Below are 22558 nucleotides of genomic sequence, written 5' to 3' on the forward strand. Positions count from 1 at the left end.
CGCCTACCTCGTCCCTGGGTCCATGAGCGCGGCTATGAGCTGCGTCGACTCCTCTGCGGAGAGCGCCAACGTCGACACATGGGTGAATATCAGGCTATACCGCTGGTACTCCTCGGGTCTATCCAGCCAGAGACTGTCGGTTGCCGTCGCCATGTAGACCACGCTCGGATCGCTCGGAAAGTCCAGGATGACGAAAGGGCCTCCGGTCAGTGCCGGATGTGCGCCAATGGCGTTTGGGATGACTTGAATGGTGATGTTCGGCCGGGATGCCATCTCGATGAGGTGTCGAAGCTGGGCATGCATCACTTCTCGTCCGCCTATCGCCTTCAGCAACGCTGCCTCATCGATGATCGCCAGCAGCGAGGGCGGCTCCTCACGGCTGAGGATCTTCTGGCGGGTGATCCTCGCTTCGACATGGCGGTTGACGACGGCTACATCGAGTACCTGGCCGCCTCGGAAGACCGCCGCAGTGTACGCCGGTGTTTGAAGCAGTCCAGGAACGAGGGTGGCCTCATACGTTCGGATCAGGGAGGCGCCAACCTCGAAAGCTGGGAGGTTGGTGCGAAACACATCCTTGTAGTCCGCCCACCAGCCCCGTTGGCGTGATTCGCGAGCGAGGATGAGGAGAGCCTCTCGTTCATGCCGATCGGTCACACCGTAAAGGTCGAGCAGGAGGCGGATGTCGTGGACGTTGGGCAACTTCCACTCATTGCGTTCGATCCTTGTCAGCTTGCTGGGGGTCCATTCGAGACGCTTGGCGGCTTCAGTGGATGTAAGTCCGCTTTCCTCCCTCAGCTGACGGAGGGTGGCGGATAGTTGACGTCGTTTCAGTGTGGGGCTCTGTGCCGCCATCACTCCACTCCTCTGTGCAAATCGTTTTTTCTCTCTCGAAAGCCGCGCATTGGATAATTATAGATATTGCGATTTGGGTATTGCATAAAACTGGCGCCCGCAGCAGTATGACGTGCGAAGGGAAGTCCTGCCAGGCGTTGCCTCGCCTGGCGGGATCCTGATCGCACGTCGGAGGGTGCGACCTAATGCGAAACACTAATGGAAACGCGCGCGCTGTTTGTATGCGTTGGCCGACTGTGTGGATGCAGAGCTGCAGATACAGGCACAACTCTCGATTCTCGGGCGCCGATAACGTGTCATATCAATGCATATTGCCGCCATGGAGTCCCAACAGGGACGAGCCATACCGGTACGGGGTGGCCGTGTGACCAGGTACGGGCACCAGGTGCGGCCGAAGGGGCGGCATCGGCAGGGGGCGGGGTTCGAGCAGGTCGCCCGGCGGCAGTGGGACCTGTCGGAACGAGCCGCCGCCCGCCAGTTGGACCTGCTGGAGCCCGGATGGACGGTCCTGTACGGCGTGGGTACGCGCCGCTTCTACGCCCTCGCCACCTGGCCTGCCCCGGAGGCGGTGATCGTTCAGGCGCGGGACACGGACGAGCTGCGTCGCCTGATGCGCGAGGCCGAACAGATCACGTGGCTGGGCGGCGAAGCCGGCGTTTCCTCGCTCGTGGCCGACCGCTCCGGCCGGACGACTCACTCACCGCTGCATACGTCACGCACTCGGCAAGGAGCCTTGATGCCAGAGACGCCTGACGGTCTTCGCACCGTCTGCTGGGACCTGCCGCACGATCTGTCGATGGTCAGCAAGGCCCGTCGACTCGTCGTCGACACCCTGAACGCCTGGGACCTTCGGGATCTCGCGGATGACATCGTTCTGGTCGTCAGTGAATTGCTGGCGAACGCGGTGACCTACGGAGAGGCCCCGATCCGGCTCTCCTTGTGGGCCGTGCCGGGAGAGTTCTGCGTCCGCGTTACCGATCACGGCCCCGACCGGCCGCGTCACCTGGACCTTGGCCTCGATGCCCTCCACGAACGCGGCCTCGCCATCGTCGCCGCCCTCGCACACGATCACGGCATCACTCCGCTCGCCGGTCGCCACGGCAAGACCGTCTGGGCCCGATGGAGGCTCGAGCTCAGGAACGCCGAGATCATCGCCGGCGACTCGTCCGCCGAGCGGCTGATCGTGCGTGACCTGCCATTCGTCGGGTTACTTGAGGCGGAGCCCGATCTCGCGGAACGCTCGGAGGAGAATCTCTCCGTGGAGGACGATCACTCTTTGTGATCGATACACGAGGCCGCCGACCGGCGCGGCTACTGGAGGGTGGGGCGGGTGGGTTTGTAGAGCCAGGCGTCGAAGAGGGGGGTCAGGGGCTTGCCGCTGAGTTTTTCGGCGAGGGTGACGAAGTCGGCGGTGGTGACGCCGCCGTAGCGGTGCTCGTCGGTCCAGGTGCGCAGGAGCTTGAAGAAGGTCTCGTCGCCGATCTGACGGCGCAGGGCCTGCAGGGTCATGGCGCCGCGGACGTAGACCGAGTTGTTGAACAGGTCATCGCGCTGGGCGGCGCCCGGGGGGTACTTCCACATCGGCGCTTCCTTGGCCGAGTAGTAGTCCTGGAAGGTCTTGTCGGCGGTGGTGCCGCCGTTGTGCTCGCTCCACAGCCACTCGGCGTAGGTGGCGAAGCCCTCGTTCAGCCACAGGTCCTTCCACCGGGTGATGCTCAGGCTGTCGCCGAACCACTGGTGGGCCAGTTCGTGGGCGATGATGCCCTGGTCGGGCTGGAAGCCGCCGTACATGGGCTTGGTCTGGTTCTCCAGCGCGTAGCCGGCCGAGAAGTCGTCGATGACCCCGCCGGTCGAGGAGAACGGGTAGGGCCCGAACACCGTGGACCAGTAGTCGGTGACCTTGCCCGAAGTCTTGAACAGGAAGCCGAGGTCGTCGCGGAAGGCCGGGTCGGTGGCGGCGTACACCGGGATGCCGCCGGGTGAGCGGCCGGTCTTGACGTCGAACTTGCCGAGCGTGATCGTCGCCAGGTAGCTCGCCATCGGGTGCGTCTCGCTCCAGGAGAAGCTGGAGCGACCGCCCGAGGTGACCGGGGCGCCGCGCATCTCGCCGTTGGCGACGACCGTGATGCCGCTCGGCACCGTGACGTCGAAGTCGTAGGTCGCCTTGTCGGCGGGGTGGTCGTTGCACGGGAACCAGGTCCTGGCGCCGTTGGGCTCGCTGGTGACGAACGCGCCGTCCTTGGTGGGGATGAAGCCGTAGGTGCCCAGGTTGGAGGAGTTGCGGACGGGGTCGGGCCGGCCGCCGTAGTCGACGGCGACCGTGAACACCGCGCCCTTGGCCAGCATGGCGGCCGGGTCGATGACCAGTTCGTCGCCCTTGCGGGTGAAGGTGGCGGGCCGTCCGTCCACGCTGACCTTGTGGACGGTGAAGCCGTGCAGGTCGAGGTCGAAGCGGGACAGGCCCTGCGTGGCGCGGGCCCTGACCTCCGCGGTGCCCGAGAGGTTCTTCGCCGCCGGGTCGTAGGAGAGCCGCAGCCCGTAGTGCTCGACGTCGTAGCCGCCGTTGCCGTCGGTGGGGAAGTCGGCGTCGCCGATGCCGGCCGCGCCGATCGTGCCGTCCTTCGACGACCGGGCGTCGGGCGCCTCGCGGGGCGCGGTCGCCCCGTTCGAGGGCGCGCAGGCGTTCAGCACGACGACGCCGGCCGACAGCAGGGCGGTGGTCATCCGCCGTGGACCCTTGAGCTGCATGTCAGGCAGCCTACGTGAAGAACCGCAGGTCATCAGGCGTCTACGACAATGGTGGAGGCGGCTTTGTCGTGCAGGGCCTGCTTTTTTCCGTCGAACAGGATCCACAGCAGGTCGACCAGGCCCAGGCAGCACACCACGCCGAAGACCCCGTAGACGATCTCGCGGACCGCCACCTGCCCGGCCGAGACCCGCTCTTGGGTGGGGAACTGCACGACCCGCAGGCGGAACAGCCTCTTGCCGACGGTCTGGCCGTTCCAGAAGGCCGTGAGCAGCCAGTAGTACAGGAACCAGACGACCGCGACGCCCAGTCCGTTGACGGTGCGGACGGCCTCCAGGCTGCCGTCGGCGGCCCGCACGGTCAGGGTCGTGGAGAACGGGGAGGTCAGCACACTGACGATCACGAGGTCCAGCAGCCCGGCGAACAGCCGGCGCCAGCGCCCGCCGAGCGGGGCGCCCCAGGGCCCGTACGGCGGTCCGCCCTGGTCGTACCCCTCCCAGGGGCGCGCGCCGGACGGCCCCGCGGGGCCGTAGGGGGTCTCCGGGGTCCCATACGGCGGCCCCCCGTGCGGCTCGTGCGGCTCGTCCGGGGGGCCGTCGTACGGTCCGCCTCCTGGTGATCTCATGGGTGACTGATCGCCGGGAAGCGGTGGCGCCAAACCGGGGCGGGGGCGTGCCCCGGTTCGGCGCCGTCCACGGCCGCGCGCGCGGCGCGGCCGTGCGTGGTGCACGGCCATGTCGGGGGGCATGGCCGCATGTGGTGCACGGCCATGTGGGGGGTCATGGCCGCTTTGGGTGCACGGCCACGTGGGGGGTCATGGCCGCAGGGAAGGCGCGGCCATGGGAGGGCATGGCCGCGCGGGAGGGTCAGAGGTTGCCGCGCCTGGCCTGCTCGCGCTCGATGGCCTCGAACAGCGCCTTGAAGTTGCCCTTGCCGAAGCCGAGGGAGCCGTGCCGCTCGATGAACTCGAAGAACACCGTGGGACGGTCCTGCACCGGCTTGGTGAAGATCTGCAGCAGGTAGCCGTCCTCGTCGCGGTCCACCAGGATGCGGTGCCGCTTCAGCTCCTCGATCGGCGCGCGGACCTCGCCGATGCGGGCGCGCAGCGCGGGGTCGTCGTAGTAGGAGTCGGGCGTGTCCAGGAACTCCACCCCGGCGGCGCGCATCCGCTCGACGGTGCGCACGATGTCGTTGGTGGCCAGGGCGATGTGCTGGACGCCGGGCCCGCCGTAGAACTCCAGGTACTCGTCGATCTGCGACTTCTTGCGGCTGACCGCCGGCTCGTTCAGCGGGAACTTGACCTTGCGGGTGCCGTTCGCGACGACCTTGGACATCAGCGCGGAGTACTCGGTGGCGATGTCGTCGCCGATGAACTCGGCCATGTTGGTGAAGCCCATGACGCGCTTGTAGAACTCCACCCACTCGTCCATCCGGCCGAGTTCGACGTTGCCCACGCAGTGGTCGATGGCCTGGAAGTACCGCTTGTCCGGCGGCTCGACCAGCGGGGCGGCGGCGACGTAGCCGGGCAGGTAGACGCCGCTGTAGTTGGCGCGGTCGACCAGGGTGTGGCGGGTCTGGCCGTAGGTGGCGATGGCGGCCATGACGACCTTGCCGTGCTCGTCCTCGACGACGTGCGGCTCGGCCAGGCCGCGGGCGCCGGCGGCGACCGCGTGCGCGTAGGCGGCCTCGACGTCGGGCACGTCCAGCGCCAGGTCGATGACGCCGTCTCCGTGCTCGGTCACGTGCCGGGCGATCTCGGTGCCGGGGCGCACCGAGCCGCGCAGTTCGAAGCGCGCGCTGCCGGAGGTGAGCACGTACGCCACCTCGTCCCGGCTTCCCGTCTCGGGGCCCTTGTACGCGACCAGGCGCATACCGAAGGCCGAGGAGTAGTAGTGGGCCGCCTGCTTGGCGTTGCCCACGGCGAACACCACCGAGTCCATGCCGTGTACGGGAAACACATCGCTCATGGGGCCACTTTCCGGCTAGATGGCTGGAATGCGCAAGTGTTACCCGAAATGGTGGGCAGATTGCCTAGCGGAGAGCCGGAAACGCCGGTAATCCTGTACACCATGACGATCGATGAGCTGGACGCCCGTTTGATCGCGCTGCTCGCCGCCGAGCCGCGCGTGGGCATCCTGGAGGCGTCGCGCAGGCTCGGGGTGGCGCGCGGCACGGTGCAGGCGAGGATGGACCGCCTGACGGCGAGCGGCGTGATCACCGGGTTCGGCCCGGACGTGGACCCTGCCGCGCTCGGCTACCAGGTGACCGCGTTCGTCACCCTCCAGATCAGACAGGTCAGCGGCCACGAGCCCGTCGCGGGGCTGCTCGCCTCCATACCGGAAGTGCTGGAGGTCCACACGATCACGGGCGGTGGTGACATGCTGTGCCGTGTGGTCGCGCGGAGTAACGCCGACCTGCAACGGGTCATCGACCTGATCGTGGACGTCGAGGGGGTGGTGCGCACGTCGTCGGTGATCGCGCTGGACACGCCGGTCGCCTACCGGGTGCTGCCCCTGGTGGCGGAGGTCCCACGCCGCCGCGACCGCTGAACGACCGCCGCGGCCGCTGAACGGACCCCACCGCTCGACGGACGGCGCACCGTTACGTATCGTTTACCGTAGGACGATCCGCCCAGCTTACGGGGGTTTGCTGAGCAGTAGATCGGGGGTTGCGCCGTGCGGGACGCAGACAGGAAGCGCCGTTTCAGGCGGCGTCTCCTCCGCCGCTTCGTGATCGCCGGTGGCATCGTCGTGCTCTGCCTGGCCGCCCTGTTCGCCGTGGCCTGGGTGCTCACGCCGATCCCGGACACCACCCAGAAGGACGCGACCGCGCAGGGTTCGCTGATCTACTACCGCGACGGCAAGACCGTGCTCGCCCGGCAGGGCGTCAACCGCAAGAACGTGGACATCGACAAGGTGCCCCAGGTGGTCCGCGACGCGGTCATCGCCGTCGAGAACCGCACGTTCTACCAGGACCAGGGCGTGTCGATCGAGGGCACGGCCCGCGCCATGTGGTCGACGGTAACCGGCAACCAGATCCAGGGCGGCTCGACGATCACCCAGCAGCTCGTCCGCAACTACTACAGCGGGCTGAGCCAGGAGCGGTCGGCCGTGCGCAAGCTCAAAGAGATCATGATCGCGCTCAAGGTCGACCAGTCGAGGTCCAAGTCCTGGGTGCTGGAGCAGTACCTCAACACCATCTACTTCGGCCGGGGCGCGTACGGCGTCCAGGCCGCCGCGCAGGCCTACTTCGGCAAGGACGTCGACAAGCTGACCGCCGCCCAGGGGGCCTACCTGGCGGCGGTGATCCAGCAGCCGTCGCGCTTCGCCGCCCCCCGCGGCGCCGACCTTTCCGCCGCGCAGGCCCGCTGGCAGGCGGTGGTCAAGGCCATGGTCGAGACGCGTGCGCTCGACCCCGCCGAGGCGGCCTCGCTGAGCTTCCCCACGCTCGCCAAGCTGAAGAACCCGCTCTCGCTCAACGGGCAGAAGGGGTACGTCCTGGCCCAGGTGCGGGCCGAGCTGAACCGCAGGGGCCTGTCCGACGAGGACATTCAGCAGGGCGGCCTGAAGATCACCACGACGTTCGACAAGAAGCTCATGGCCGCCGCCGAGCGCGCCGTCGAGGAGACCCTGCCCGAGGACACCTCCAAGAAGGTGCGCACCGGGCTCGCGGCCGTCGCGCCCGGCACCGGTGAGGTCGTCGCCTTCTACGGCGGCAGGGACTACGCCGCCAACCAGTACGACAACGCCTTCTCGGCCAAGGTGCAGGCCGGGTCCACCTTCAAGCCGTACACGCTGGCCGCCGCGCTGGAGGACGGCCTTGACCTCAACACCCGGGTGGAGGGCAACTCCCCGATCAGGGTGGCCTCGGCCAAGCAGCCCATCCCGAACTCCGGCGGCGCCTCCTACGGCTCGGCCATCGACCTGGTGGAGGCCACCCGCAACTCGGTGAACACCGCCTTCGTCGACCTCGCGCAGAAGGTCGGGCTGAGGAAGGTCGCCGCGGCCGCCGAGGCGGCGGGCATCCCGGCCGAGCAGATCGCCAAGCAGAAGGACTTCCCGACCTTCCCCCTCGGCACGGCGTCGGTGAGCGCCGTCCAGCAGGCGTCGGGGTTCGCCACGTTCGCCGCGGGCGGCGTCCACAAGGAGGCGCACGTCATCCGCTCGGTGACCGACGCCAAGGGCAAGACCAGGAAGTTCACCGTCCCGGGGGTGCGTGCCTTCAGCGAGGCCACCGCCGCCGACGCCACCTACGCGATGCAGCAGGTCGTCCAGAGCGGCACCGGCACCGCGGCCCGCCTGTACGACCGTCCAGTGGCGGGCAAGACCGGCACCAGCGACTCCTCCAGCGCGGTGTGGTTCGTGGGGTACACCCCGCAACTGTCCGCCGCGGTGAACATGTTCCGCGACGACAACAAGACCGTGAGCGTCCCCGGGTACGGCGCCCTGTTCGGCGGGTCGCTGCCCGCGCAGGTGTGGCGGGCGTTCATGTCCGAGGCGATGGCCGGCAAGCCGGTGGAGGACTTCCCCGGCTCGGCCTCCTACGACCCCTACGGCCGCGACGGCTGGGGCGGCTGGGGCGACACCGGCTGGAACGCCGACCGCGACACCGGCTCCCCGCCCACCGACCAGCCGACGGCGGGCCCGGACGGGCCGGACGGCCCGAACGGCCTGCCGGACGCGACCCCGCCGAGCCATGACCCGGGCGGCCCGGACGGCGACCGTCCCGACGCGCGGAACGCCCCCGACGGAGACCCGAACGGCGGCGGCCCCGAGGGCGGCCCGGACGGCGGCCCCAACCCGCCAAACCCGCCCGACCAGCAGGGGCCCGACGACCTCCCCGCGGACCTCCCGCCCGGCTGACGCCGCCGTACGATCTTCACGCTCCCGATAAGGGAGAAATGCGCACATGCGGGCGGTATTTGTCCATCGAGCCACGGGTCCGCCCGCCCATACCGTTTCCGGCGGCCGCTTGATCGCGGCAGGTAGTCGCAGAAGATCGTCGAAATGGGGAAAACGTGAGATTCACCAACGGCTTCCGCGCGTGCGGCCTGGCTGTGGCGGCGGGGGTGGTCGTGCTGGCCGCGGCGCCCGCGGGGTTCGCCGGCACGGCCGCGGCGTCGGCCCCGGCGGGCGGCAAGGTCATCAACCTGGCCCAGCTCGCGGCGCAGCGCGGCGGCACGAGTGCCAAGGTCGCCGGAAACTGCTCGGAGGGGGGCCTGGCCTCCATCGGCGCCGGCTTCCTTCGGGTCAGCGCCGAACTGAAGTACGAGGGGGACACCAACAACGTGCTTCGCGCCCGGTCCGGCTCCACCGGTGAGTGGGAGAAGTTCAGAATCTGCAACGAAGGCTCGTACTGGACGATCTATTCGCTGGCCGCCAAGCGTTATGTGACCGCCGAGATGGGCTACACGGGCCGCTTCATGGGCCTTCTCCGGGCGCGCGGGCTCAACGTCAACGACTGGGAGAAGTTCTGGGTCGATTGCACCCAGTCCTACTGCACCATCAAGTCCCTGTTCAACAACAAGTACGTGTCCGCCGAGATGGGGTACACCGGCGCCGACAAGGGGATGCTGCGGGCGCGCCAGACGACCGTCAGTGATTGGGAGAAGTTCCAGCCCGCCTGATCACCCGGCTGTGACCATGGACAACGGCATGACCTGAGATACGACCGCGCAGAGCTGAGTGGGAGGTGAGACGAACTCACCTCCCACTCAGCCTGGTCCTCGAGCCGGTGCCAACGAGGGCCGGCAGGCAGGTGGAGACCTCCTGGCTCGGTCTTCTACCATCCCCATGGCGGCGACCGCTGGTTCGGGCAACCCCCCTGACGAGACCATTCCTTCAAGCCCGACGGACCGAGTTGTGGTCGGAGCGTCTGCTCAAGGGTTACGAGAGCGCATTGCGCTCGATATAGCCCCAGCGGGCGAGGGCCGGTACGTACACCTTGACCCACCAACTGGTGGAGGACGGCGTCGCCGTGACGTCCACCTGCCAGGTCGCCGGTATGTTGCCGAGCACGAAGTGAGCGGGGTCGCGCAGAGTGGCATTCCGCGTCACCGTAACCCCTCTGCGGGCGACGGGGCTGGGCGAGACGTTCCACCGCACCGGCCGCCATCCGCTCTCCCTCTGGGAACGCCCCGTGAGGATCGAGCTCGGTACGGGGACGCCTGCGGGGTATTCCTTCTGCTGAATCGAGTTTCCGAGGCAGGAACGTTGGGTCACACCCCACCAGGGGAAGCCGGCGGAAGCCTCGCGAGCCGGCTGGGAGACCATCGCCCAGGTTGCGTCGATGTTGTACCGCCACACCAGATGGGCGCCCGCCGGGACCTGCCAGGCGATGGCCGGGTGGCCGTAGTTCGTCAGGATGGTACAGGGCGCCTTGGTGGCATAGAAGACCATCAGCTTCTCCCGCTGCATCGCGGAAGCCGTGCTGGAGGACGACTGGGCGAGGGCCGTGGAGTCGGTGCTCGTCGTCAGACCGCCGAACAGCAGTACCGACGAACCGGCGACAGCGGCGGCGCGTAGTCGCGCGGATATCTTCATGAAGATCCTTTCTGGTCGTCGCGGGGCCCGCCATGGCCTTTCCTCGATGGGCATTCCGAGGATGCGCGGAGGGCGAGTCGCGTTTCGGGAAATGTCGCACCGTTCAGCGACGGTGGAAACCTTGGCAGCCGGAAGCCATGCATGCAAGCTGAAATGTGAAAAGCCGTACGAATCGCGCCGAGTCGGTGCGATTCGCGCGCTGAACGGGGCATATGTCCAAGTAGCGGCACTGAACCAGGTTTGGCAGACTGTGGCGCATGTTGTCCGGACCGGATCCGATCAACGACTTCTATGATCGGCTAAATTGTCTTGTTGACTCCAAAGGAAAGGGGACGCTCCCCAAGCTCCAAACGTATAGCGAACGGAACTCTCCCGAACTACGCCTGAAGGCCAACACCATCCGTGGATGGCTGAAAAACCGCAAGACGGTCCCAGAATGGGACAAAATCGCCATCATTCTCGACTATTTCAAGATCGTTGATAGGCGGGAGTGGTGCGAACTCTGGAAAGGCGCGCAGGAGGCCCACGCCGCCCGGCTCTCAGCTGTGGCGATCGAGATTCCCCCGCCAGAGGGAGCGCCAAGGGGCGTGGAGCCGATGACCGGCCCGGGCATCGAGAGTCCCCCGCCACAGGAGGCGCCGCCTCAGGCGCGGGGACCTCGTCGACGGCGGCCCGTGGCTCTGCTCTCCTCGCCACGGACAGCCGTTGTCATTGTCGTGGCACTTCTAGGAGCGCTCGCGCTGAGTTCGGTGGTATGGCTACCGCTACTGACCGGCGATGACGCCGGCCGGATCCGATCCGTCGAGGGACGGCCCATCTATCGCCAGTGCTCGATGCGGGACAGATCGATTCTGAGCCAGCCCGGCCAGGTGCGTGGTGGCGAATTGCTGGGACATCTACGGGTCGGTGAGAGGTTCGTCGTGAGTCGGAGGACGGCGTACTGGCGCTTCGGGCATGTGGACGGCGACCCTGGACGCGCGGGATGGGTGATGTCCGGCTACCTGTGTCTGGTCGGCTGACGCTCGTATAGGTCGGCACTGGTACACAGGTGGGCGTTCTGAAGATCAAGGGGCAGTGGCTTCGCGGAGGGTGCGGGTGAGGTCGGCGGGGGTGGTCACCGGCATGCGGCAGGCGAAGTTGCGGCAGACGTACGCGGCCGGCCGGCCGTCGACCAGGCCGCGGCCCTCCATCAGCGGCACCCCGGCGTCGCCGAGAGCGATCACCGTGCCCGGGACGCCCGCCATGAGCGCGGCGCGGTGCAGCGCGGAGGTGCGCGGGTCGTCGAGGGCGCCGGTGATCGCGACCTCGACCGGCCCGGCCAGGGCGGCCTCGGCCACGGCCAGCCCCCATCCGGCGAAGCGCGCGTGCTGGTCGGCGAGCGTCGTGACCGTGCCCAGGGCGGCCTCGGCGGCCTCTCTGTGACGTTCCGACCCGGTGAGCGCCGCGTACGTCAGCAGGGCCCCGGCCGCGGCGAACTGCCCCGACGGCGTCGCCCCGTCGGTCGGGTCCTGGGGGCGCTGGAACAGCCGCTCGCCGTCGTCGGCGGTGTCGTAGAACCCGCCGCGCCCGTCGGGGAACCGGTCGAGCACCGTGTCCAGCAGGGCGCCCGCCTCCCGGAACCACCGCGACTCCCCGGTGACCCCGTACAGGGCGAGGAACCCCTCGGCGACGTCGGCGTAGTCCTCCAGCACTCCCGCGTTGGCGCCCACCCGGCCGTCCCGGGAGGTGCGGGCCAGGCGTGAGCCGTGCAGGTGCACCCGGACGAGCAGCTCGGCGGCGGCGCGCGCCGCGCCCACCAGGTCGCGCCGGTCGAACAGCGCGCCTACCTCGGCCAGGGCGGCGATGGCGAGCCCGTTCCAGGCGGCCACCACCTTGTCGTCGCGGACGGGCCGCACCCGGGCCGAGCGGGCCTTGAGCAGCGCTTTGCGGACGTCGGTCAGCATCGCCTGGTCGACCGGGTCCGACAGCAGTTGCAGCACCGAGGAGCCGTGCTCGAAGGTGCCCTCCTCGGCCACCGAGAACACCGAGGCGGCCCAGGCGCCGGGCTCCTCGCCCAGCTCCTCCCGCAACTGCTGGGGCGTCCAGACGTAGAACCTGCCCTCCTCGCCCTCGCTGTCGGCGTCCAGGGCCGAGGCGAAGCCGCCCTCCTGGGTGCCCAGCTCGCGCAGCAGCCACTCGGCGGTCTCCAGCGCGACGCGCCTGGCCAGCGGGGACCCCGAGGCGCGCCACCAGTGGGCGTACACCCGCATCAGCAGGGCGTTGTCGTAGAGCATCTTCTCGAAGTGCGGGACCACCCAGCCGGCGTCGACGCTGTAACGGGCGAAGCCCCCGGCGAGCTGGTCGTACATGCCGCCGCGCGCCATCGCCTCCAGCGTCTTGTCGGCCATCGACAGCGCGCGGGGGGTGCCGTGCCTGAGCAGGAACTCCAGCACCATCGAGGGCGGGAACTTGGGCGCGCCGCCGAACCCGCCGCGGGCCGGGTCGAAGGTGCGGGAGAGGTCCTGCACCGCCCCTTCCAGCACCTCGCGCGTCGGCGTGGACCCGCGCGGCAGGTCCGCCCCCTGGCTCAGCGCGTCGACCACCTGGGACCCCTGGGCGAGCACGGCGTCGCGCTGCCCGGTCCATGCCTGCGACACCCCGGCCAGCAGTTGCTGGAAGCGCCGTCGAGGGAAGTAGGTGCCGGCGTAGAAGGGATGGCCGTCGGGGGTGGCGAACACGGTCATCGGCCAGCCGCCCTGGCCGGTCATCGCGGTGGTGGCGCTCATGTAGACGGCGTCCACGTCGGGACGCTCCTCGCGGTCGACCTTGACGTTCACGAACAGCTCGTTCATCATCTTGGCCGTCTCGGCGTCCTCGAAGGACTCGTGGGCCATGACGTGGCACCAGTGGCAGGCCGAGTAGCCGACGGAGATCAGCAGCGGCACGTCGCGCTCGCGGGCCTCGGCGAAGGCGTCCTCGCCCCATTGATGCCAGTGGACGGGATTGTCCGCGTGCTGCAGCAGGTACGGGCTCGTGGCGTCCTTCAGCCGGTTCATGGGACCTCTCCTGCGTCGGCGGAGCGTGCGTCCTGCGCGGGGCCGGCCGGACGGCGTGCCTGGTCATCCTCCCGCGCGATCCGTCTCACAGTAGACGGGCGCTCGACGGCCGCCACGGGGGGCGTGCCCACCGCGCGTCCTTCCCCGCTCACCTGTTCTCACTTCCCGGCTCGGGCCCGCTATCACCTCACCGCGAGGACGAACGCGTTGTGCCGGCGCCGCGGGTGCGGCAGGTCCACCGCGGCGCGGCGCTCACCTGCCGTTCAGCGCGGGCAGGGCCGCGCCGGGGAAGCCGGGGGTGTGCCAGGAGTCTCCCGAGGCCGTCACCGCGAACGCCTCGAATCCCGCCAGCCCCTCCACCCATTCGCGGGCCGCGCCGCCCATCGCGAAGGCGGCCGTGGCGTAGGCGTCGGTGCTGGTCAGGGACGCGCCGACCAGGGTGATCGCGGCCAGTTCCGTCGCCGGCCGTCCGGTGTGCGGGTCGACGATGTGCGGCCCGCGCTCGGCCGTGCCCGAGGTCGCCACGGCCAGCCTGCCGGAGCGGCACTCCACGACGGCGGCCAGGCGGCCGGGGTGGAGGGGGTCGGCGATGCCGGTGCGCCAGGGGCGTCCGGGTTCGGCCGTCCCGGCGAGCTGGACGTCGCCGCCGCCGTTGACGCAGTGGTTCACGGCTCCCGCGCCGGTCAGCACGCGTGAGGCCCGCTCGATCGCCCAGCCCTTCACCATGGCCGACGGGTCCAGCCGCCCGCCGGGGCGGGCCGTGAAGTACCCGTGGGACACCCGTGCCGCCTCGGCGCACATCGCCAGGATCTCGGCCACCTCCGGCGGGCAGTCGTCCAGGCCGATCTCGCCCCGGCCGAGCCTGCTGACCGGGCTTTCCGGCCGGTAGGTCGAGAACGTCTCGTCCACGCGGCGCAGCCACGCCACGGCCTCGGCGACGGCCCGCCGTACGGCCTCCGGTGCGGGCGGGGCGCCGTAATCCCCGGTGTGGTCCCCGGTGTGGTGCTCGCCGTGGTCGCAGCCGTGGGCGCGCACGTCGAAGGAGAAGACCGTGCCCATGACGTGCTCGACGTGGCGGATCACAGGCCCGCCTTGTCCAGGGCGCTCTGCAGTGACCGGGCGTACCCCTCGCTGGTGTAGGTGGCGCCGGAGACGGTGTCGATCTGGGCGGACTGGGCGGCCAGCGCCTCCTGCTCCAAGATGGGCAGGGCCCGCTCGTTGATGACGATGTCGCGACGGTTGCCGTCGGGCGACCGGAGCACCCTGATCGCGGTCACCTTGCGACCGGACAGCGTGACCTCCACCTGCACGGGGCCCCACCGGGTGTCGGCGGCGTCCCCGGCGACCACCCGGCCGTTGCCGCCCGATGAGGCGTTCCCCCCGGTTCCGCTCCGCCCGTTCGGCCGCGGCGTGGACCGTGCCGCCGGAGGGGCGACCTCGTCGCTCTCGTCGCCCTCGTCGTCGTCCCCGCCGGTCACGGCGCCGTCCGTGCCGCCGGCGGCGGAGAGGTCGCCGGCGCCTTGACCGGCGCCGGCCTGGGACGACGCGGCGGGGCGGTCCGCCGCGGCGGTGATCGCGTGCGGTTTGAACGACAACAGAAGTACAAGGCCCACGGCCGTGACGAGCACGGCGAACATCGCTCTGCGCATGGGATCCCCCTAGAACTCGAAAGACTCGTGGTGGACGCGCCGCCTGTGCACTCCGGCGGCGCGCAGGGCCGCGATCACGTCCCTGGTCATGCCGGCCGGCCCGCAGACGTAGACGTCGTGCCGGGTCAGGTGGGGGACGAGCGCGGTGAGGGTCTCGGCGGTGAACGGCTCGCCGATCCGGTCGCGGGGGCCGACCGAGTAGTGCAGCGCCGCGCCGCGGTGGACGGCGATCGCCTCGAGCTCCGAGCGGAACGCCAGGTCCTCGGCGTTCCTGGCCCGGTAGAGCAGGGTGAGATCGCCGGGCGCGGCCGGGATCGACTCGAACAGGGCGCGCAGCGGGGTGATGCCCACCCCGCCCGCGATCAGCAGCACCTCGCGGCCCCTGCGGCGGGCGGGGGTGAAGGCGCCGTACGGGCCCTCGGCCAGCACGCGGGTGCCGGGACGCAGGCGGGCGATCTGGCGGCTCTGGTCGCCCAGGTCCTTGACGGTGATCCGCAGCCGGTCGTGGCGGGGCGCCGCCGACAGCGAGTAGGGATTGGCGGACCACCACAGCTCCCTGGTCAGGAACCGCCACCGGAAGAACTGGCCCGGCTCGGCCCGCAGCCGGTCCAGGCGGCGCCCGGTGACGTACACCGAGACGACTCCGGGGCCCTCCCGCACGACCTCGCCCACCCTCAGCCGGTGCCGGAACGACTGGCGCAGCGGCGTGAGGAACCGGTACCAGAACAGCACGACGGCGACCCCGATGTAGAGGGCGTACCAGGCGGCCTGGGCGAGCCGGGACCCCTGGAACTGCTCCCCGGTCGCGAGCTGGTGACCGAACGCCAGGTAGGCCGCCAGGTAGGTGTAGAAGTGCAGGTGGAACCAGGTCTCGTACCGCACCCGCGGCCTGACCGCGCGCGCGGAGATGACCCCGACGCCCACCAGCAGCAGCACGGCCACGGTGGCCTTCAGGACGTCGGGGTAGCTCAGGTTCAGCGTCACGGTCTCGCCGACGACGTTCGTGGCGTCGGTCACCGCGTATCCCCAGGTGATCAGCAGAGTGTGGGCGACGCACAGCCCGACGGTGTACCGGCCGCCCATGGAGTGCCAGCGGGCCAGCCGGTCGGAGCCGACCCCGCGCTCCAGCGCCGGGACGCGGGCCATGAGCGCCAGCAGCACGGCGATCGCGTAGCCGGCCAGCAGCCCGGTGACCCGCCCCGCGCCGGTCAGCGCGCCGTCCAGGCCCACGACGTCCGGCGTGTCCGCCCACCACAGCGCGAGCACGGCGAGCGCGCCCGCGGCGATGACCGCGAGGACGGCCGCCGGGTGCGCCCGGGCGCCGCCGGGCGGCACGCCCTGGTGCCGTCCCGTCGCGGTCCTCCCGGCCAAGGTGGTGCTCACGGAGTCTCCTCTCGTCCGATCCGTGACACACCGTGCCAGCCGAACTTCTCGATTTCCTCTGAACCAGAGCATGCCCGGACGATTCATACGATGCTCAGAGGTGCTTCAGAGGAACGAAGAGGACGCTGGTCCCACTATGCGCGCGACTTCCCGAGATCTCCCTGAGCTGCTGCGTCCGGACGGGACGCCCGTCCGCGTGCTGGTCGTGGACGACGAGCCCGACCTGGCCGAGGTGCTGACCGCGGTGCTCCGCTACGAGGGCTGGGAGGTGCGCACCGCCGGGGACGGCGCCGCCGCGGTCGCGGCGGCCCGCGAGTTCCGGCCGGACGCGGTGGTGCTGGACGTCATGCTGCCCGACATCGACGGGCTCGCGGTGCTGCGCCGGCTGCGCGCGGACGCTCCTCACGTGTGCGTGCTGTTCCTCACGGCCAGAGACGCCGTGGAGGACCGCATCGCCGGGATCACCGCCGGCGGCGACGACTACGTGACCAAGCCGTTCAGCCTGGAGGAGGTGCTCGCCCGGCTGCGGGGCCTGCTGCGCCGCGCCGGCGTGGCCCGGCCGGTCGAGGGTGACCGGCTCGTCGCCGGTGACCTGGTCATGGACGAGGACGCGCGCGAGGTCACCCGGGGCGGCGACCTGGTCGAGCTGACCCCGACCGAGTTCGAGCTGCTGCGCTTCCTGATGCGCAACCCGCGCCGGGTGGTCAGCAAGGCGCAGATCCTCGACCGGGTCTGGTCCTACGACTTCGGCGGGCAGGCCCACGTCGTCGAGCTGTACATCAGCTACCTGCGTAAGAAGATCGACGCCGGCCGGGCGCCGCTCATCCACACCGTGCGCGGCGTCGGATACGTCCTGAAGCCATGAGCCCGCCCGCACGTCCCGAAGCCACGGGCCCGCCCGCAGGTTCCGAAGCCACGAGCCCGCCCGCACGTCCCGAAGGCACGCACTCGCCCGTACGTCTCGAAGACACAGGCCCGCCTCCGGCCGGCGGGCCGCGTGGGCGCCGTGCCGCCCCGGACGCGCCGCGCCCGCTCCGGGCGGCCCTGCGCAGGCTGTGGCCGCGCACGCTGTGGGCGCGGCTGGTCGCGGGCGCGCTGGTGCTGCTCGCGCTCGCCTGCGCCACGATCGGCGTGGCGACCTCGATCGCGCTGGACCGCTTCATGGTGGACCGGGTGGACCAGCAACTGGCGCTGACCGCCGGCAGGTTCGCCGCCAGCCTGGAGCACCGCGAGGAGTACGGCGAGCACGGCGACAGCAGGGGACAGGCCCCCGGCACGCTCGGGGCGCGCCTGCTGGACGGCAGGGTGACCGACTCCGCCGTCGTGGTGCCGGACCGCGCCGGCCACATCCTGTCCGCGGGGGACGCGGCCGTCCTGGCCGGCGTCCCGGTGGACCGGCGCGGCCACACCGTCGAGCTGCCGACCCTGGACGACTACCGGGTCATGGCCGTCGAGGGCGGCGACGGCGACGTCCTGATCAACGGGCTGCCGCTGGAGGGCGTCAACACCACCGTGCACCGGCTGCAGCTGGCCGAGCTGGTGCTGTTCGCCGTGGTGATGCTGGTCGCGGGGGTCGTGGGCACGATCGGGGTGCGCCTGTCCCTGCGTCCTCTGGAACGGGTGGCGGCCACGGCTCGGCGGGTCAGCACGCTGCCGCTGGCCAGCGGCGAGGTGACGCTGCCCGACCGGGTGCCCGACGAGGACCCGCGCACCGAGGTCGGCCAGGTGGGGGCGGCGTTCAACCGCATGCTCGGCCACGTGGGGGAGGCCCTGGCCGAGCGCCACGCCAGCGAGCAGCGCATGCGGACCTTCGCCGCCGACGCCAGCCACGAGCTGCGCACCCCGCTGGCCACGGTGCGGGCGCACGTCGAGCTGGCCCGCCGCCACCCCGGCGAGGTGCCCGAGCAGGTGCGTCACTCCCTGGAACGCGTCGAGGCCGAGTCGGCCCGCATGGGCAAGCTGGTGGACGACCTGCTGCTGCTCGCCCGGCTGGACGCGGGCCGGCCGCTGGCCCGCGACCAGGTGGACCTCACGCGCGTGGCGATCGACGCCACCGGGGACGCCCGGGTATCGGCCCCGGGCCACCGCTGGCGGCTGGAGCTGCCCGAGGAGCCGGTCACGCTGGTCGGCGACGCCGACCGGCTGTACCAGGTGGTCACCAACCTGACGGGCAACGCCCGCGCCCACACCCCGCCGGGGACCACGGTGACGGTCTCGGTCCGCATCCCCGGGCCGGGCAGGGCCGAGCTGACCGTCGCCGACGACGGGCCGGGCATCCCCGAGGAGATCCGCGGCGAGCTGTTCGAGCGGTTCGTCCGGGCCGACAAGGCCCGCTCCCGCGCCTCGGGCGGCAGCGGCCTGGGCCTGGCCATCGTGCGGGCCGTGGTGGCCGCCCACGGCGGCACGGTGACCGTCGAGACCCGCCCCGGCCGCACCGCCTTCAACGTCATGCTCCCCACGGCCTGACCGACCCCGCCTCACGGCCCCGGCGCCGGGGCCGAGTGCCCGCCCACGGCCTGACCGGCCCCGCTGCTGCACGGCCCTGGCCGGGGTCGAGTGCCCGCCCACGGCCTGACCGGCCCCGCTGCACGGCCGCGGCGGGGGTCGAATGCCCTTGAACCGGGACGGCCGCCGCCCGCGGGGCCGTTCCGGCGGTCTCGCCCGTCCGTGCCGTTACGACGTCTCACCCGGGCGCGTCGGGGTCCCACCAGCCGCGCCGGGCGGCCAGGACGCCGGCCTGGAAGCGACTGGTGGCCGACAGCCGGACCATGAGCGCCTGGATGCGGCGCTGGACGGTGCGGTGGCCCATGTCGAGCTGCCGGGCGATCGACTCGTCCGGCAGGCCGAGGGCCAGCAGCGAGACGATGCGCCGCTCCTCCTCGCTGAGCGGCGGATCGCCGGGCGCGCCCGCCGGGTCCCCGTTCGCGGCGGCCTGGCCCGGCAGGAACGGCTGCGCCTGGCGCCACAGCATCTCGAACAGGGTGGACAGAGCGTCCAGCAGCGAGGAGGGATGCACCAGAATGCACGAGTCGAGGACGCGGGGCGTCGCCCGCAGGGGGATCAGCCCGAGGTCGTCGTCGGCGAGGATCATCTTCATCGGCACGTTCGCCAGGACGCGGATCTCCTCCCCGGCGGCGACGCCCTCCTCCAGGTGGCGGGCCTGCCCGGCGGTCCGCAGGGTGCCGTGCTCGTGGATGAAGCGCCGCCGCACCGTGTGCTCCAGCACGTTCACCCGCGAGGAGACCCGTTCGCCGCCGATGGCCCGCGCGTACGGCGGGGCGTCGATGCCGCGGACGACCTTCTGGGCCCGGCGCAGCAACTGCTGTCCCGACCTCGCCACCGCTTCGGGGCCGGAGATGACCTCGATCAGCTCGGAGGCGTCCCCTCCGAAGCGGGCCCTGCGGTGGCGCTCGCCCAGGTGGTGCGCGAGCGCGCGCACGCGCTTGATGTCGCGCTCACGCGACAGCAGCAGCACCTCGATGGCGGTCTGCGGGGGCAGCGCCGCGTAGCGCACCGGCTGGCCGGGCACCCGGGAGATCAGCCCGCGGTCCTCCAGGCGCTGGAGCACCGCGCCCATCACCTCCCGGTCGACGGTGGTGACCCCGGCGAGCTCGTCGGCGGTGAGCGGGTTGCCGTCGATCAGTGCCAGGTACGCTTCCTCGCCCCAGTGGTCGACCCCGAGGACCTCGAGCACGGTGACACCTCGCTCGCGCGCTCGCCGGCCGCCGTCCGTGAAAGGGGTGGCTCAGGCGGTGGCGGTGACCAGCAGGGCGATGCCCAGAAGCACCACGATCGGGATCAGCCACATCACGGCCTCGATCGCGAATTCCTTGTACATGCGTCTTCCTCTCCCTGGGGATGATCGGGTGTGCCGTGAATGGCCCGCCGTGCAGCTTAACCGGACAATACGCGAGCTCCGACCCCCGGGCACGGATATCGGCCCACCCTGCCGCGCCCTCGCTCTCCACGGGGTGGACGGTGCCTTGACGAGAGGCGACAAGGGATTCACAGTCGTGATCAGTGGCCACTGATCAGCGTGCACGTCTCCCGCCGTCCCCCCTACCATGAGGATGTGTCATGACGCTTGCCGAGTCCGCGCGCGGCGGCCCCCTGGCCCCGGCCGACGAACCGCCCGCCCACCGAGGCCGCCTGGTCGTGCTGAGCGTGCTCGCCGGAGCGGCCCTCGCCGCTCTGTGGTCCTTCCACTTCGTCGACAGCGTGATCGGGGACAACGTCGCCAACACGCTGCTCGGTCACGACGCCAAGGGCACCGCGATCACCGGCGTGGTCGCGGGCGCGGTCTTCGCGTTCGTCTCGGGCCTGGCCGGCACGTTCACCGCCTGCAACGTCGCGGCGTTCGGGGCGGTGGTGCCGCTGGTGCGCGAGGGCGCGTCCTGGCGCGACCGGCTGGGCGCGACGCTGCGCCCGCTCGGCCGCCTCGCGATCGGCATGGTCGTGGTGAGCGGCCTGTACGGCGCCGTGGGCGCCCTGCTCGGCGACCGGTTGCCGCAGTTGTCGACCGCGACCGTGGGCAACGGGCTGCCCGTGCGGCTGATCCAGGCGTCGGTGGTCTTCGGCGTCATCGGGCTGGTGTTCGTCTGGCTCGGCCTGGCCACGCTGCGGCTGGTGCCCGACCCGCTGGCGGGCCTGGAGCGCCGCTTCCCGGGCGCGCGCCTGGTCGTGCTGGGCGCGCTGGTGGGCGGCTTCCTCATCGGCCGCCCGTTCCCGCTGTTCCACAAGCTGTTCACCTACGCCGCGCAGACCCACAACCCGCTGTACGGCGCGGCCGTGTTCGTCCTGCAGTCGCTGGGCAACATCGTGGTGATGGCGGTGCTGTTCACGCTGCTCACGCTGGCGGGCCGGGGCCGGTTCGCCCGCTGGCTGGTGGCCGAGCCCCGCCGCCTGGTGACGGTGACCGCCGTGGCCTTCCTGGTCGCCGGCGCCTTCACCGTCATCTACTGGGACGTCCGCCTGCCCGCCATGTTCGGATACGGGTGGTACCCGACGGTTCCCTGGTGAGGGCCGCCCGCGGTCAGCGGGTGAACAGGTGGGCGTTGACCTCGCGGGCCGCGGCGGTGAGGCCGGGGTGCTCGACGACCTCGACGCCGGCGTCGCGGAGGGTCTCGGCGCCGGTGCAGTCGACGAACACGTCGGGCTCGCGCCAGGCGAAGACGACGCGGGGAACGCCCGCGGCGATGATCAGCTCGGTGCAGGTGCGGGGACGCGAGGCGCGCCTGGTGCACGGTTCGAGCGAGCTGTAGAGGGTCGCCGAGGCGAGCCGGGGGTCGCCGGGGACGATCTTCGCCAGGGCGGCCTCCTCGGCGTGGTCGTGCGGGTCGCCCTCGCGGGAGTGGCCGTTGGCCAGGACGGTGCCGTCGCCGGCCACGACGACGGCTCCCACGGCGAAGGCGGTGGTGGAGGCCGGGCAGCGGCGCGAGAGCTCGATGGTGCGCTCCAGCCACCGCCGGTCGTCCTCGGGGGCGGGGGTGGCCGGGGCGTCAGGCATCGGAGGGCTCCGGAGGCAGGTAGCGGAGGAGGACGACGTCGCCGATGGGGCGCGCCTCGGCGAGCCGCATCGGCCGGTCGTGGCCGTAGGGGAAGGACGCGCCGCCGACGAAGCGGGGAGCGGCGGGGTCGCCGACCAGGAACGGGGCGACGACCAGGTGCAGCTCGTCCACCAGCCCGTGGGCCAGGAAGAGCGTGTGGACGGCGGTGCCGCCTTCGACCATGAGCCGGCCGACCCCGCGCGCGGCCAGGTCGGCGAGCACGCCGGGAAGGTCGAGCGGGTCGCCGGCGTCGACGACGGTGGCCACGCCGGAGAGGGTGCGGCGGACCCGCCCGGCGGACGGGCCCGTGACGTAAACGATCTTCTCGGCGTCGCCGAGCGCGAAGAAGCGGCGTTCGGGGTCCAGGTCGCCGCGGCCGGTCAGCGTGACCTTGACCGGGGTCTCGGTGAGCCCGCGCCGCACCCGTTCGGCGCGGCGGGCCGCGGATCGCACGACGAGCCGCGGGTCGTCGGCGCGGATGGTGCCGGCGCCGACCAGGATCGCGTCGCAGCCGGCGCGCACCTCGTCCACGCGGTCGAAGTCGGCCTCGTTGGACAGGGCGAGCGGCGCGCCGGAGGCGTCGTCGATGAAGCCGTCGATCGACATCGCCACCGACAGCAGGACGTAGGGCCGCTCACCCACTGTGCGTCTCCACGCCTCAATCATGGCGGGTCGCGCGGTAACGGGTGAGCGGGAGGTGGACGGACCGGCGCAGGACCGGTCGAGGCCGGCCAGGACCGGTCAGGGCGGGGTCAGGCGGCTGCGGGAAGCGCCTTGTCCACCCAGTTCTGGACCAGGCGGATGA

General features: G+C 71.1%; 20 protein-coding genes. 8 read left to right on the plus strand and 12 right to left on the minus strand.

What is annotated here, in order from left to right:
* Positions 1-3 precede the first annotated feature (3 nt).
* Positions 4-852, minus strand: a complete 849-nt coding sequence (locus tag ABZT47_RS13000) for a helix-turn-helix transcriptional regulator (RefSeq protein ID WP_354839995.1) — start codon at positions 850-852, stop codon at positions 4-6.
* A gap of 364 nt (positions 853-1216) precedes the next feature.
* On the opposite strand from ABZT47_RS13000, the gene ABZT47_RS13005 reads away from it, so the two are divergent.
* Positions 1217-2134, plus strand: coding sequence for an ATP-binding protein (locus ABZT47_RS13005; RefSeq protein WP_354839998.1), 918 nt, complete (start codon positions 1217-1219; stop codon positions 2132-2134).
* A 29-nt stretch (positions 2135-2163) separates the two neighbouring features.
* Here the strand turns inward: ABZT47_RS13005 and ABZT47_RS13010 are convergent, their stop codons facing one another.
* The 3 genes from ABZT47_RS13010 to hppD form a co-directional block, all read right to left on the minus strand.
* Positions 2164-3600, minus strand: a complete 1437-nt coding sequence (locus ABZT47_RS13010; RefSeq protein WP_354840001.1) for a M1 family metallopeptidase — start codon at positions 3598-3600, stop codon at positions 2164-2166.
* Positions 3601-3632: 32 nt separating this feature from the next.
* The gene (locus ABZT47_RS13015; RefSeq protein ID WP_354840004.1) at positions 3633-4223 is read right to left on the minus strand and encodes an RDD family protein; all 591 of its coding nucleotides are present in this window, start codon (positions 4221-4223) and stop codon (positions 3633-3635) included.
* A gap of 241 nt (positions 4224-4464) precedes the next feature.
* On the minus strand, positions 4465-5565 hold the full coding sequence (gene hppD, locus ABZT47_RS13020) for a 4-hydroxyphenylpyruvate dioxygenase (protein WP_354840007.1): 1101 nt from the start codon (positions 5563-5565) through the stop codon (positions 4465-4467).
* Between the two features lie 102 nt (positions 5566-5667).
* On the opposite strand from hppD, the gene ABZT47_RS13025 reads away from it, so the two are divergent.
* The 3 genes from ABZT47_RS13025 to ABZT47_RS13035 all read left to right on the plus strand — a co-directional run bounded on the left by ABZT47_RS13025 (position 5668) and on the right by ABZT47_RS13035 (position 9224).
* Entirely contained in the window at positions 5668-6147 is a 480-nt protein-coding gene (locus ABZT47_RS13025; RefSeq protein ID WP_354840009.1) for an Lrp/AsnC family transcriptional regulator, read from the plus strand.
* 126 nt (positions 6148-6273) lie between these two features.
* Entirely contained in the window at positions 6274-8460 is a 2187-nt protein-coding gene (locus ABZT47_RS13030) for a transglycosylase domain-containing protein (RefSeq protein WP_354840011.1), read from the plus strand.
* A 155-nt stretch (positions 8461-8615) separates the two neighbouring features.
* On the plus strand, positions 8616-9224 hold the full coding sequence (locus ABZT47_RS13035) for a hypothetical protein (RefSeq protein WP_354840014.1): 609 nt from the start codon (positions 8616-8618) through the stop codon (positions 9222-9224).
* A 259-nt stretch (positions 9225-9483) separates the two neighbouring features.
* Here the strand turns inward: ABZT47_RS13035 and ABZT47_RS13040 are convergent, their stop codons facing one another.
* A complete protein-coding gene (locus tag ABZT47_RS13040) occupies positions 9484-10140 on the minus strand; it encodes a hypothetical protein (protein ID WP_354840017.1) in 657 nt (218 codons plus the stop codon).
* Between the two features lie 257 nt (positions 10141-10397).
* On the opposite strand from ABZT47_RS13040, the gene ABZT47_RS13045 reads away from it, so the two are divergent.
* Entirely contained in the window at positions 10398-11159 is a 762-nt protein-coding gene (locus ABZT47_RS13045) for a hypothetical protein (RefSeq protein ID WP_354840020.1), read from the plus strand.
* Positions 11160-11204: 45 nt separating this feature from the next.
* Here ABZT47_RS13045 and ABZT47_RS13050 read toward each other — a convergent pair whose 3' ends face one another.
* From ABZT47_RS13050 to ABZT47_RS13065, 4 genes are all read right to left on the minus strand, one after another.
* Positions 11205-13175, minus strand: coding sequence for a thioredoxin domain-containing protein (locus ABZT47_RS13050; protein WP_354840023.1), 1971 nt, complete (start codon positions 13173-13175; stop codon positions 11205-11207).
* A 252-nt stretch (positions 13176-13427) separates the two neighbouring features.
* On the minus strand, positions 13428-14258 hold the full coding sequence (locus ABZT47_RS13055) for an FAD:protein FMN transferase (protein ID WP_354840026.1): 831 nt from the start codon (positions 14256-14258) through the stop codon (positions 13428-13430).
* Positions 14255-14824: an FMN-binding protein gene (locus tag ABZT47_RS13060; protein ID WP_354840029.1), complete on the minus strand. Its 570-nt coding sequence runs from the start codon at positions 14822-14824 to the stop codon at positions 14255-14257. Before ABZT47_RS13060 ends, ABZT47_RS13055 begins: the two co-directional genes overlap by 4 nt.
* 9 nt (positions 14825-14833) lie before the next feature.
* Complete coding sequence (locus ABZT47_RS13065; protein WP_354840032.1) at positions 14834-16207, minus strand: ferredoxin reductase family protein; 1374 nt, start codon at positions 16205-16207, stop codon at positions 14834-14836.
* Between the two features lie 136 nt (positions 16208-16343).
* Here ABZT47_RS13065 and ABZT47_RS13070 point away from each other — a divergent pair, with 136 nt between their 5' ends.
* Both ABZT47_RS13070 and ABZT47_RS13075 read left to right on the plus strand, forming a co-directional pair.
* Positions 16344-17072 carry a response regulator transcription factor gene (locus ABZT47_RS13070; RefSeq protein WP_354840035.1) on the plus strand — a complete coding sequence of 243 codons (729 nt, stop codon included), beginning with the start codon at positions 16344-16346 and terminating at the stop codon, positions 17070-17072.
* Complete coding sequence (locus ABZT47_RS13075; protein ID WP_354840038.1) at positions 17069-18673, plus strand: HAMP domain-containing sensor histidine kinase; 1605 nt, start codon at positions 17069-17071, stop codon at positions 18671-18673. Before ABZT47_RS13070 ends, ABZT47_RS13075 begins: the two co-directional genes overlap by 4 nt.
* 217 nt (positions 18674-18890) lie before the next feature.
* Here the strand turns inward: ABZT47_RS13075 and ABZT47_RS13080 are convergent, their stop codons facing one another.
* Complete coding sequence (locus ABZT47_RS13080; RefSeq protein ID WP_354840041.1) at positions 18891-19901, minus strand: helix-turn-helix domain-containing protein; 1011 nt, start codon at positions 19899-19901, stop codon at positions 18891-18893.
* Positions 19902-20284: 383 nt separating this feature from the next.
* On the opposite strand from ABZT47_RS13080, the gene ABZT47_RS13085 reads away from it, so the two are divergent.
* On the plus strand, positions 20285-21226 hold the full coding sequence (locus ABZT47_RS13085) for a hypothetical protein (protein ID WP_354840044.1): 942 nt from the start codon (positions 20285-20287) through the stop codon (positions 21224-21226).
* A gap of 13 nt (positions 21227-21239) precedes the next feature.
* Here the strand turns inward: ABZT47_RS13085 and ABZT47_RS13090 are convergent, their stop codons facing one another.
* Together ABZT47_RS13090 and ABZT47_RS13095 are read right to left on the minus strand one after the other, a co-directional pair.
* The gene (locus ABZT47_RS13090; RefSeq protein ID WP_354840047.1) at positions 21240-21713 is read right to left on the minus strand and encodes a deaminase; all 474 of its coding nucleotides are present in this window, start codon (positions 21711-21713) and stop codon (positions 21240-21242) included.
* Complete coding sequence (locus ABZT47_RS13095) at positions 21706-22395, minus strand: dihydrofolate reductase family protein (RefSeq protein WP_354840050.1); 690 nt, start codon at positions 22393-22395, stop codon at positions 21706-21708. Before ABZT47_RS13095 ends, ABZT47_RS13090 begins: the two co-directional genes overlap by 8 nt.
* Positions 22396-22558: the final 163 nt, after the last annotated feature.

The sequence above is a fragment of the Sphaerisporangium sp. NPDC005289 genome, assembly GCF_040607455.1.
GTDB classification, from domain to species: Bacteria; Actinomycetota; Actinomycetes; order Streptosporangiales; family Streptosporangiaceae; genus Sphaerisporangium; species Sphaerisporangium rhizosphaerae.